The 12653-nt window shown below is 42.5% G+C and carries 12 protein-coding genes; 7 read left to right on the top strand and 5 right to left on the bottom strand.

Translation table 11 applies throughout. The features are described 5' to 3' along the window. The first annotated feature begins 31 nt into the window (after positions 1-31). From PHU20_RS08505 to uvrB, 4 genes are all read left to right on the top strand, one after another. Positions 32-2107, top strand: coding sequence for a DUF11 domain-containing protein (locus PHU20_RS08505; RefSeq protein ID WP_274824926.1), 2076 nt, complete (start codon positions 32-34; stop codon positions 2105-2107). A 66-nt stretch (positions 2108-2173) separates the two neighbouring features. Continuing rightward, complete coding sequence (locus PHU20_RS08500) at positions 2174-3076, top strand: ABC transporter ATP-binding protein (protein ID WP_274824925.1); 903 nt, start codon at positions 2174-2176, stop codon at positions 3074-3076. Between the two features lie 13 nt (positions 3077-3089). Beyond that, positions 3090-3923 carry an ABC transporter permease gene (locus PHU20_RS08495; protein WP_274824924.1) on the top strand — a complete coding sequence of 278 codons (834 nt, stop codon included), beginning with the start codon at positions 3090-3092 and terminating at the stop codon, positions 3921-3923. 174 nt (positions 3924-4097) lie between these two features. Next, positions 4098-6086, top strand: coding sequence for an excinuclease ABC subunit UvrB (uvrB, locus tag PHU20_RS08490; protein WP_274824923.1), 1989 nt, complete (start codon positions 4098-4100; stop codon positions 6084-6086). Between the two features lie 213 nt (positions 6087-6299). On the opposite strand, the gene PHU20_RS08485 is transcribed toward uvrB, so the two are convergent. Both PHU20_RS08485 and PHU20_RS08480 read right to left on the bottom strand, forming a co-directional pair. Further along, on the bottom strand, positions 6300-6728 hold the full coding sequence (locus PHU20_RS08485) for an Hsp20/alpha crystallin family protein (RefSeq protein WP_274824922.1): 429 nt from the start codon (positions 6726-6728) through the stop codon (positions 6300-6302). Positions 6729-6909: 181 nt separating this feature from the next. Then, positions 6910-7311, bottom strand: coding sequence for a TerB family tellurite resistance protein (locus PHU20_RS08480; protein ID WP_274824921.1), 402 nt, complete (start codon positions 7309-7311; stop codon positions 6910-6912). 303 nt (positions 7312-7614) lie between these two features. Between PHU20_RS08480 and PHU20_RS08475 the strand changes: the two genes are divergently transcribed. Further along, a complete protein-coding gene (locus PHU20_RS08475; protein ID WP_274824920.1) occupies positions 7615-8004 on the top strand; it encodes a DUF1456 family protein in 390 nt (129 codons plus the stop codon). A 46-nt stretch (positions 8005-8050) separates the two neighbouring features. On the opposite strand, the gene PHU20_RS08470 is transcribed toward PHU20_RS08475, so the two are convergent. The 3 genes from PHU20_RS08470 to PHU20_RS08460 all read right to left on the bottom strand — a co-directional run bounded on the left by PHU20_RS08470 (position 8051) and on the right by PHU20_RS08460 (position 10575). After that, a complete protein-coding gene (locus PHU20_RS08470; RefSeq protein WP_274824919.1) occupies positions 8051-8389 on the bottom strand; it encodes a hypothetical protein in 339 nt (112 codons plus the stop codon). A 279-nt stretch (positions 8390-8668) separates the two neighbouring features. Next, positions 8669-9862: an ADP-forming succinate--CoA ligase subunit beta gene (gene sucC / locus PHU20_RS08465; RefSeq protein WP_274824918.1), complete on the bottom strand. Its 1194-nt coding sequence runs from the start codon at positions 9860-9862 to the stop codon at positions 8669-8671. A gap of 71 nt (positions 9863-9933) precedes the next feature. Then, the gene (locus PHU20_RS08460; protein ID WP_274824917.1) at positions 9934-10575 is read right to left on the bottom strand and encodes an LON peptidase substrate-binding domain-containing protein; all 642 of its coding nucleotides are present in this window, start codon (positions 10573-10575) and stop codon (positions 9934-9936) included. Between the two features lie 167 nt (positions 10576-10742). On the opposite strand from PHU20_RS08460, the gene lysA reads away from it, so the two are divergent. Next, complete coding sequence (lysA, locus tag PHU20_RS08455; protein WP_274824916.1) at positions 10743-11984, top strand: diaminopimelate decarboxylase; 1242 nt, start codon at positions 10743-10745, stop codon at positions 11982-11984. A gap of 61 nt (positions 11985-12045) precedes the next feature. Then, on the top strand, positions 12046-12579 hold the full coding sequence (locus tag PHU20_RS08450) for a thioredoxin family protein (RefSeq protein ID WP_274824915.1): 534 nt from the start codon (positions 12046-12048) through the stop codon (positions 12577-12579). The last annotated feature ends 74 nt before the right edge of the window (positions 12580-12653 follow it).

The raw sequence follows: 12653 nt of genomic DNA, 5'->3' as shown, positions 1-12653 counted from the left end.
TTGTATATGGAATAATTCAAAAATTAAGGTATTGAAGCATATTAGAAAGAAACTCCGGTTTCTTGTTCCCCTTTTATTAATGGCGTTTACGCATATGGGTTACGCTCAATTAAGTGACTTGCACTACCTCCCCCCTTTAAAACAAGGGTCGAACAACCAAGCCATCCAACAACAGGCCATCTATTTATCCACACCGGAAACAACGGCTTTTACGGTAAACGCTTATTTGGGCACCTCCACTACTCCGCTTACTACTTTTTCAATATCAAAAACCACTCCTGCAACCTATAACCTCTCAGAAGGGGATAATAATATAACACTTGTAGACAATAGCAACACAGGGGTTAAATTGACGAGTAGTGGACTGCGTTTTGAAGCCCCTAGTGGGAAAGAGTTTTATGTCAATTATAGAGGGGTTTCAACCTCTCAAGGCGCATCATTAACATCAAAAGGTAGAGCTGCCATGGGTACCAGCTTTAAATGGGGCGGTGTTCCCAACTTGGGTACCCACGTATCCAAATCCAATACCTTGGGAATCATGGCCACGGAAGACAATACCACTGTTACTTTATCCGGTTATGATACAGATTGTGTATTTCGGTTGGGCAGTGATAAAGCGGGGATAACGGCCGACTCCTATCAAATTACATTGGATGCCAATGAATCCTTTGTATTTGAGGCCTACATGGGCAACACGTTCAGTACCGCACAAAGTCAAGGCTGGATAGGTGCTTCCGTAGTTTCGGACAAGGATATCGTAATCAGCAACGGTTCAATGAATTTTGGTCGACAAGCTAATTCATCCAATAGGGATGCCGGGATCGACCAACCCGTTCCCGAAAACAAATTGGGGAAGGAATATGTTTTTGTTAGGGGACGTGGGGGCACAAATGGCGCCACGGAATTTCCGATAATCATCGGCACCCAAAACAATACGGAAATTTATGTCAACGGCTCCACAACGGCCATTGCTACGATCAACAAAGGGGATTACTTCGAAATCCCCAGCAGCTATTATTCCTCCAATTCAGTAGGGGCGAACATGTTTGTCACAACATCCAAAGATGCCTATGCGTACCAATGTATGGCGGGTTCCAGTTCTATTTACACCCAAGGCCTGAATTTTGTAGCTCCGGTAAACTGTTTATTACCGGACACCATGGACAACATACCCCAAATAACCGATGTTGCCGGAACCACACTTTCCGGTGGGGTTACGATAATCGCCTCAACGTCGACCCCTGATGAAAATATCCAAGTTACGGACGACACTGGGGCGGTAGCCCTTACGACTGCCCAGACCGTGGCAGGAACGAGCTTATGGAAAACTTTTTATATCCCTGGGTTGACCGGTAATGTCAGCGTCGCATCCACCGGTCCCATTGCTGTCGGTTTTTTCGGATACAATGGTGCCCGTGGAATTGCCGGGTATTTTTCCGGATTTGATACCGTTCCCGATGTAGACTTGCAGGTAACCGGTGGGGGTTGCCTACCCGATGCACAGGTAGAGGTGGTTGATCCCAATTTCGATGATTACCAATGGTACGAAAATGGCACCTTGGTCGCTGGCGCCAACAGTTCGTCCTATACACCGTCCGGTGCCGGGGATTTTTATGTCCGTGTTACCAAAGGGGGCTGTACCTATGACTCACAATCATTGGCGGCCTACTATTGCGAACCCGATATTGTCCTCAACAAAGACGCCGACCAGAATACCGTCAATGAGGGGGACACCGTAACCTTTTACATAACCGTCGAAAGTTTAGGGGTCGACCCGGTATCCAATCTGGTGTTGACCGATGTGCTACCGGCAGGATTGGAGTTGGTTTCCACATCCATTTCCAAAGGGACTTTTTCTTATCCCGATTGGACCATCGGCGATATGGATTCCGGGGACTTGGAGACCTTGACCTTGGTCACGAAAGCCAGTCTGAACAATATTTACCTATCCTCTACAGACTACACCAATACGGTCACCAACAGTCAGGATCAAACCGACTCGAACACGACCACGGATGACCCTTCGGAAACGGTAACCGTAAACAGAATTAAAACAACGACCATAATTACCAACAGAAGGATCACCCATCGGGTGAACAGAAAATAATATTAAATTGTAACATAAGTCCGGCTTTATCGTCAAGTAGTATATAACCCTTCAAAATCACTTGACTTGAGCACCATTCTCACCGTTAGCAACCTGACAAAAAAATTCGGCTATTTAACCGCAGTCAAGGACCTCAGCTTTACCATAGAAAAAGGCAATGTATATGGCATACTCGGACCCAACGGAAGTGGCAAGTCCACCACCTTGGGAATCGTCCTGAACGTAGTGAACAGGACCAGCGGGGATTTCTCTTGGTTCGATGGAAACATGTCGACCCACGAGGCCCTGAAAAAAGTCGGTGCCATTATCGAACGTCCCAATTTCTATCCGTATATGACCGCTATCCAAAATTTACGTTTGGTTTGTAAAATCAAGGAGGTTCCCGAGGATAAGATCGAAGAAAAATTGGAACTGGTCGGATTATTGAATCGCAAGAACAGTAAATTCCGAACCTATTCCTTGGGCATGAAACAACGCTTGGCCATTGCCTCTGCCCTTTTGAATGATCCGGAAATCCTTATTCTCGATGAACCCACCAATGGCCTCGACCCCCAAGGTATCCATCAAATCAGGGAAATCATTAAAAAAGTGGCCTCCCAAGGTACCACGATCCTATTGGCCTCCCACCTTTTGGATGAAGTGGAGAAAGTCTGTTCCCATGTGGTCATCCTTAGAAAGGGACAAAAATTGTATGCTGGCCGGGTCGATGACATGATGGCCAGCCATGGTTTTTTCGAACTACAAACAACCCATACCGAGGCCTTATTGCAGTTCCTGAAAAACAACAACGGTTTCAGTAAGGTAACCCAGGAAAACGGACTCATTACCGCTTTCCTCAATAAAGAAATGGATGCCGAAGTTTTGAACAGGAGTCTTATGGAAGCGGGAATCGTACTTTCCCATTTGGTCAAAAGAAAGGCAAGCCTTGAAGAACAGTTCCTTACCTTGACCAACTCCCAAGCCAACTAAATCCGAAAAAAACATGTTGAGATTATTACACATAGAATTCATCAAACTTTGGAACAATAGATCGAGTAAAATATTGATCATTTCCTATTTTGTGCTCCTTACTTCAATCGCCTTGGTCGCTGCCATTAAATTCGATATCGGTCCGATAAAATTCCATTTGGCCGAGCAGGGTATTTTCAATTTTCCATATATCTGGCATTTCAACACCTTCATTACCGCCTTTTTTAAATTGTTCCTGGCGATTGTCATAGTATCCATGATGGCCAACGAATACAGCAATAAGACCATAAAACAGAATTTGATCGACGGACTTTCGAAAAAAGAATTCATTCTTTCCAAATTTTTGACCGTAGTATCCTTTTCCCTCATATCGACCTTCTTTGTTTTTTCGGTCTCCTTGATCTTAGGACTCATCTATTCCGACTACAATGAACTAAGTATCATTTTTTCCGATATGGAATTTCTGTTAGCCTACTTTGTGAAACTAATGGGATTCTTCGCTTTCTGTCTTTTTCTGGGCATCTTGGTAAAGCGTTCCGCTTTTGCCCTAGGATTCTTGATCTTATGGCAGGTTTTTGAGGGATTCGTGCGGGGAATGATACGATGGAAACTTTTTGATGGGGAAACCACGGATTTTATCATGGGCTTTTTCCCCTTGAATGCCATGTGGAAACTGATCGATGAACCCTTCACCCGATTGGGTGCCGTACAATCTGTGGCCGATCAAATCGGTGAAAAATTCGACATGGATTATGGGGTACATGGGTACGAGATCTTGATCGTATTGGCATGGACATCCCTATTTATTTATTTCTCCTACGCCCTACTGAAAAAGAGGGATTTATAGGCGATCCGTATCCCGTAAACTGGGGATTGCGTAAACCAGGGCCGCAGGTGGGATCATACCAAGGCCATCGGTTTTGACGAAAAAAGTAGATTGAAGGGTTTCACTATGTACCACAGTGTGAATTTTAAGAAAACCTTTCCCCTAATAATCCCCGTGCTTTTGTATTTTTAAAAAATGAAATTCAAGGTCGTTTCCGAATTCAAGCCCACAGGTGATCAACCGGAGGCCATAAGACAATTGGTCAACGGAATAGAAACCCAAGAACCCTACCAAACGCTATTGGGTGTAACGGGTTCGGGTAAAACCTTTACCGTGGCGAATGTGATCGAAGCGGTTCAACGCCCAACATTGGTCCTTGCCCATAATAAAACTTTGGCCGCCCAGTTATATTCGGAATTCAAACAGTTCTTTCCGGATAATGCAGTGGAATATTTTGTTTCCTATTATGATTACTATCAACCGGAAGCCTATATCCCCTCCTCCGGACTATATATAGAAAAGGACCTATCGATTAATGAGGATATCGAAAAACTGCGTTTAAGTGCCACCTCCTCCTTACTTTCAGGCAGAAGGGACGCACTTGTCGTGGCATCGGTGTCTTGTTTATATGGTATCGGAAATCCGGTGGAATTCCAAAAAAACGTCATTAGCATACATAAAGATCAGGTCATAGCACGTACCAAACTATTGCACATGTTGGTACAAAGCCTGTACTCCAGGACCACTGCCGATTTTCGCAATGGAAATTTCAGGGTAAAAGGGGATGTGGTGGATATTTTCCCCAGTTATGCGGACCACGCCTTTAGAATCCATTTCTTCGGGGATGAAATTGAAGAAATCGAAGCCTTTGACCCCTTTAACAATTCCGTGATCGAGGTATATGATAATTTGAATATCTATCCGGCGAACATGTTCGTAACCTCCCCCGATATTCTGCAAAATGCCATTCATTCAATCCAGGACGACTTAGTGCACCAAATCGATTATTTTAAGGAAATCGGAAAACCTTTGGAGGCAAAACGATTGGAAGAGCGTACGAATTTCGACCTTGAAATGATTCGGGAATTGGGATATTGTTCAGGTATAGAAAACTATTCCCGCTATTTGGACGGTCGCGAACCAGGAACACGTCCATTCTGTCTGTTGGATTATTTTCCGGACGATTACCTTATGGTAATCGATGAAAGCCATGTGACCATACCGCAGGTACATGCCATGTATGGAGGGGACCGTTCCCGAAAGGAAAACTTGGTGGATTACGGATTCCGGTTACCTGCAGCAATGGATAACAGACCCTTAAAGTTCGAGGAATTCGAAGCGCTACAGAACCAAGTGATCTATGTGAGTGCCACTCCCGCAGATTACGAATTGCAACTTTGCCAAGGGGTATATGTGGAACAAGTCATCCGTCCTACAGGGTTATTGGATCCCATTATCGAGGTAAGGCCCAGCCTTAACCAAATCGATGACCTGATCGAGGAAATCCAACAAAGGGTTGAAAAGGATGAACGGACCTTGGTCACCACCCTTACCAAACGGATGGCTGAGGAATTGACCAAGTATTTGACACGTATAAATGTGCGTTGTAGATACATCCATAGTGATGTGGACACCTTGGAACGGGTCGAGATCATGCAAGATTTACGTAAAGGCATTTTTGATGTACTGATCGGGGTAAACCTTTTAAGGGAAGGATTGGATTTACCCGAAGTATCCCTCGTGGCCATTTTGGACGCCGATAAGGAGGGCTTTCTGCGCAGTAACCGATCATTGACCCAAACTGTTGGAAGGGCGGCAAGACACCTGAATGGGAAAGCCATTATGTATGCGGACAAAATTACGGACAGCATGCAAAAGACCATTGACGGCACCAATTACCGTCGCGAAAAGCAGATTGCTTACAACACTGCCCACAATTTAACCCCTAAAGCTTTGAACAAGGGACTTGACAGCGTATTGGCCAAGAATTCGGTTTCTACCTACCATTTTGAAAAAGAAGAGTTACGGGCCGCGGAACCGGATCTGGATTATCTGACCAAAGAACAGATAGCGAAATTGATTCGGGAAAAACGAAAAGCCATGGAAAAGGCTGCCAAGGAATTGGATTTTATGCAGGCGGCCAAACTTCGTGACGAAATAAAAATGTTGCAAAAGCAAGATTGACAGCCCCCTATTCCATTGAACCGGTGGCATAACCATACATCAACCAAAGAAAAAGCGTCCCAATTACTTAGGACGCTCCTCCATGCCGACTCTTCCCTGAGAAGGAAAGACTTACGGCAACCTGATGCCTACCTACAGGCCATCAGTCCAAACCAACTAAACCAACCAATATGCAATGCCCGGAAAGGACATTGCATAAGTTTCTTAAAGCCATTACGACAATTCGATCATTCTTTTAGGCTTTGGTAAAGCCTCTTCCCTTTTTGGTAAATTGAATTTCAAAATACCATTTTCGTACGTTGCCTTGATATTTTCCTCATCTATGGTCTCGGGCAGTGTAAATGCGCGTTTGAAAGATGTAAAGGAAAATTCCCTTCGTGTATAATTCTCTTTTTCCTCATTTTCCGTAGCACTTGTTTCTGAGGAAATTGTCAATACATTATCATCGACCTCAATTTTAAAATCCTCTTTATCCCTACCGGGAACAGCTAATTCCAGTTCAAAATCGGTTTCATTTTCCTTGATATTGACTGCAGGTACAACATTGGTATTGAAATTTTCCAATCCACCAAACCAATCAGGCTTTAATATTTCATTCATAAATGATGGGAATAAAACATCGTTTCTCTTTATTAAGCTCATAACTTTTATTTTTTAAGGTTAAATTTTAATTTCAAATCAAACAATAAAAGACAAAAGCCATACCAACCAAAAAAAGATGTCATTATGACATTTTTAACACCAAAACAGGTGTCAATTTGACATTTTTACTAATAGTACGCATTGTGAATATGGAAATCAAGGCTAAAATGGCATTAGCGCCCTAATTGTAATACGTCTTGAAAATATCGATCAATACATTGGGAGGAATGATTTTATCGGGATATTGGTGCATTACCGTTAACACGCTTTCTATGGCTGCCGGTGGCAATCCCATTCCCAATCCGATATTGTGGATTTGATCGATTTCGTTTTGGTCTTGTTTCTTATCCACGTTCATTAACAGGACCAACCTATGGAACTGAAGAATACGATCCGCTTCCGATTTCGGAATGACATACTCCACCTCCTTATGAAAAAGGGACTCGAAGGTTTCCTGCCCCACACCCAGTTGTTCGGCAATACGGTTCAAAAAAGCGTACTCTTCGGGTTTGACGTTGTTTTTCACCTTTGCAAAGGCGATCATTTCCGAGAGTATACTAAGTTTTTCTTTGCTTGTAGGCATAATCATCCCCTTTTTAAAGTTCTTTCATAATTGGGACTACCGGTAATCGTCGTTGACGACCTAATCAAAATAACCCAATTGGAAAAACAAGTATGGATCGCTGTAATTCTTTTGGCAATCAATCCTAGTTACAAAAAAGCAAGTATTCTTCACCTCTTTACAGCTTTATTTCCGATAAACCGACTAATAACCAATCTATGCTATAACTGATATTACCCCGCTTTCGTATAATAAATTGCTATTTTCCGTTGAAATACCACTGGCTATCCTTAATTTGCAGCCCTATTCCAAAAAATCGGAAACATGACGAACAACGATATCTTCAAAAAACTTCGCGTAGCCCTAATGTTGAGGGACGATGACATTGTGGAGATCCTTAAATTAGTGGATTTCAATATATCGAAAAGTGAACTAGGGGCTTTTTTCAGAAATGAGGACCATCCGAAGTATATGGAATGTGGAGATCAAATCCTTCGCAATTTTTTAAATGGCCTTGTCATCCATTTGAGGGGCACCAAGGAGAACCCCAAAAGCCCGGGAGAAGTACTATTAAAGGCAAAGACTTCAAAACCGGCACAGTCACCAAAGAAAAAGGATTTTAAAACCGGCAAACCCAAAGCGTTTAAACCGGATATCTCACCGGTAAAATACAAAAACAAGCCTTCCCAATCGAAAGGCAAAAAAAAATCCTGAAATCGGCACAGGCCAGATTTCAGGATCCAATCAACTTTTTGAAGTATTATACACCTGCGAACCTTACAGGAACGGTATACAGTGCACCTTCTTTAAATTCCCCCACTTCAACTTTCTTGTAGTTTAATCTTGACTTCACAAAGGTTTCGAGTTTTTGATGGTCCGAATCCACGGACAATACCACGATCTCCCCTTTTTTGTTCAAGGTAAACCTAACCTGTGCCGTTAAATCAACGAACTCAGCAGGTAAGGCTTCGCTATCCAAGAGCTCACCGATCTGAGTTGATAATTGCTTTACCGGATTTTCATTTACGGGGTTATTGGCAAAACTACTACCGGTCATTAGTAACATCGCAGCTACAAATACTAAACTTAATTTTCTCATGATTTGTTCGTTTAATGATTGATGAATAATTGATGATTGTTTAAAAGACGCCTTAGAATCGAGTTTGTTACAACGATATTCTCATTTAACATAAATTTAAATAATGATATCCTTAATTCTTGGGCAAAGAAAAACAAGATTTACCAATTACGGACAGGTCGCCCAAAGGTTTAACCATAACTTAAAACCCATAACATTCAGGAAACTTTCAATGACACAAAAAAAGGGCGACACATTGCTGCGTCGCCCTTTATATCCTTAACTCAGAATAGGGTAGCTCTAGCTCAATACCTCTTTAACTTTATCGGCAGCTTCCTGAAATTGCACTGCTGAATGCACCGCCAATCCTGAAGTATCGATGATCTCTTTCGCCAATTCCGCATTGGTCCCCTGTAAACGGACAATAATCGGCACCTTAATGGCATCCCCCATGTTCTTATAGGCATCAACAACGCCCTGAGCGACGCGATCACAACGCACGATACCACCGAAAATATTGATCAATATCGCTTTTACGGCTGGGTCTTTCAATATGATACGGAAAGCTTCCTCAACCCTTTTGGCATCCGCGGTACCCCCGACATCCAAAAAGTTGGCAGGCTCACCCCCGGCCATTTTAATAAGGTCCATGGTAGCCATGGCCAAACCGGCACCATTGACCATACAACCTACATTCCCATCCAAATCAACATAACTCAGTCCAACGGACCTCGCTTCTACCTCAATTGGATTTTCTTCCCTTAAATCACGCATCTCGGCATATTGCTTTCTACGATACAAAGCATTGTCATCAATGGAAACCTTAGCATCTACCGCCATGATCAAATTATCGGACGTCTTTAATACCGGATTGATTTCGAACATGTTCGAATCACTTTCCACATAAGCCTTATATAACGAGGTTACGAATTTGGTCATTTCCTTGAAGGCCGTACCCGAAAGCCCTAAATTGAACGCGATCTTACGCGCTTGAAAAGGCAATATTCCCGTTGCCGGATCTATTTCCTCCGTAAATATCAAATGGGGGGTTTTTTCCGCTACTTCCTCGATATCCATTCCACCCTCCGTGGAATACATGATCATATTACGACCCTTACTACGATCCAATAATACGGACATGTAAAATTCACTTGTTTCACTTTCGCCTGGGTAATATACGTCTTCCGCTATCAAAACTTGATGGACTTTCTTACCTTCCGCAGAGGTCTGGGGGGTAATTAGGTTCATCCCGATGATCTGCCCAGCAATATCTTCAACCTCCTGAAGGTTTTTGGCCAGTTTTACTCCACCACCTTTTCCACGACCACCGGCGTGCACTTGCGCTTTAATGACATGCCAACCCGTTCCCGTTTCCGCGGTTAATTGCTTTGCCGCCGCAACAGCTTCCTTGGGACTATGTGCTACGATACCCCTTTGTATGCGTACACCAAAACTTTCTAAGATTTCTTTTCCTTGATATTCGTGAAGGTTCATATGGATTTGTTATATGTTTGAAAACAAAAATAGGAAACGCACAGGATCTACCCTAATGATTTTCCGCGGTTTTAGCGAATTTTGAAATCCTCAAAATCCAAGGGATCGAAATTTTTGAAATCACCGTTCATTTTAATGGCCCCCTTAGTTCTATCGACCTCCTTCAATACGCCTATGGTCGTTGACAAATGCCTGTTGATATACTCCAATCGCTCCTTTTCGGTCTGCATTTGCAACAGTTGATATTCCTGTTCAAAGGAAAGACCGATTTTATGGATCAATCGGTAAATATTGAATTTTTCGACCGGATCGGCCCTAAATGGGACATCCATAAGACCATAGAGGACTTTTATCTTACCCAGAACACCAACTTTCAGTTCATCGGAGGCATTACGTATATCTTCCAAAAATTCCACCTCACCCCCTGCATATAATTTATAGGGCAATTGATTTTGAAAAGACAATACCTTGAATACCTGACGGCCCACACATACCACATCCATCTCACCTCCTTTATATGTATTCACGACCTCTACCAGCTGCACCTCGGTACCATAAGCTATCTGCTTATGGATATAGACAGGAATACCGAAGGTAAGCGCCTCGTTGCGACAATCCCTTATCAGTTGCTTATACCGTTCCTCAAAAATATGGAGCGGTACGGTCTCCCCTGGAAAAAAGATGGATTTTAAAGGAAATAAAGGTAGCAACATGACATTCTTTTGTTTAAAAATACAACTCCCTATCGATTGTAACAAATACAGCACCCCCTTTAAAATGTTATATTTACAACATTTTGTTTTATTTATTATTTAAAGTTGGATTTTTTTGTCCAAATCGAAATAGAATCCTAGTTTTGCTCAAAATCAAAAGGATAACAATGAAGAATGCTGATTTATTAAAAATCGCCAAAACATACGGTAACCCAGTGTATGTTTATGATTCCGAAAAAATCATTTCCCAATTCAATAGGTTGACGAATGCCTTTAAAGGGGTCAAGCATTTGCGATTGAACTATGCCGCCAAAGCCCTTTCCAATATTTCCATATTGCGTTTAATGAACAGTTTGGGCAGTGGGTTGGATACGGTTTCGATTCAGGAAGTACAACTCGGACTATTGGCCGGTTTTAAACCGGAATCCATCATATATACACCTAATGGCGTTTCCTTGGAAGAAATCGAGGAGGCGGCAAAATTAGGGGTACAGATCAATATCGACAATTTGTCGGTACTGGAACAATTTGGAAGCAAGCATCCGGACATCCCTGTTTGTATCCGTATCAATCCCCATGTAATGGCCGGAGGCAATTCAAACATCTCCGTAGGGCATATCGATTCAAAATTCGGAATCAGCATTCATCAAATCCCGCATTTGTTACGCATTGTTGAATTGACCCAAATGAACATCAATGGTATTCATATGCATACCGGTAGTGACATTTTGGATATCGACGTGTTCCTTTATGCCTCCGAAATCCTTTTCGAAACGGCCAAAAATTTCAAGAACTTGAATTTCATCGATTTTGGAAGCGGCTTTAAAGTCCCCTACAAAGAAGGTGATATTGAAACCAATGTTGAGGAATTAGGTAAAAAATTGACCGATAGGTTCAATGCTTTTTGCAAGGAGTACGGCAAGCAACTCACTTTGGCCTTTGAGCCCGGCAAGTTTTTGGTCAGTGAAGCTGGATTCTTCTTGGCTAAAGTAAATGTTGTAAAACAAACGACCTCTACGGTCTTTGCCAGTGTCGATTCCGGTTTCAACCATTTGATCCGTCCCATGTTGTACGGGGCCAACCACAGTATCGAAAACATCTCGAATCCCGAAGGCAGGGAACGCTACTACTCTGTGGTAGGTTACATCTGTGAAACCGACACTTTCGGCAATAACCGTCGGATCAATGAGATAACCGAAGGGGACATCCTTTGTTTTAAAAATGCAGGTGCCTATTGTTTTACCATGGCCAGCAACTATAATTCCAGATACAGGCCAGCAGAAGTACTTTGGCACAAAGGAAAGGCCATTTTAATTCGGGAAAGGGAGACTTTTGATGACCTTATCAAAAACCAAACAGACCCAAAAGATCTGTTTTCCCCCATCAAAGAGGAAGCAGTTGCAAAATAAAGGTTATAAATAATCGTTAGCTTTGTGGAGTCGGTTCGACTAAATCGCAAAACTAATCAGTATGAAATCAAGTATAAACCCTTTAAATAAATTTCCCTTATTCCTGTTCATTGGATTATTATCCTTAATCGGAAATGCCCAAGAAGTCGAATGGTTGAGTTGGGATCAAGCCGTAGAACGGGCCCAAACCGATGAAAATCCCAAAAAGATGTTCATTGATGTGTATACGGACTGGTGTGGATGGTGTAAAAAAATGGACAAGGATACTTTTCAGCATCCCGATGTAGCCGCTTATATGGCCTCAACGTTTTATATGGTGAAATTGGATGGTGAAGGTAAGGAACCTATTGAATTCAGGGGACAGACGTACAATTTTGTACCCTCGGGAAGAAAAGGATACCATGAATTTGCCGCTGCCTTAATGCAAGGCCGTTTAAGTTATCCGACCACCATATTCCTTGATGAGCAAATGAACATGCTTTCCCCAGTACCCGGGTACCAAAAACCCGAACCCTTCCTAAACATTGCAAGGTATTTCGGGGACAATATTTATTTGGAAAAAGATTGGCAGACCTATAGTGGCCAAAGCAAATAAAGCTATTCAACACAAACAAAAAAAAAAAAGAGCTGTTTCTAAGAAACAGCTCTTTTTTTTATCTTCCGATTATC

The organism is Maribacter polysaccharolyticus, assembly GCF_028882255.1.
Taxonomy (GTDB): Bacteria; Bacteroidota; Bacteroidia; order Flavobacteriales; family Flavobacteriaceae; genus Maribacter_A; species Maribacter_A polysaccharolyticus.
The sequence above is the reverse complement of the archived record's forward strand: the minus strand, read 5'-3'. Positions and strand labels throughout refer to the sequence as shown.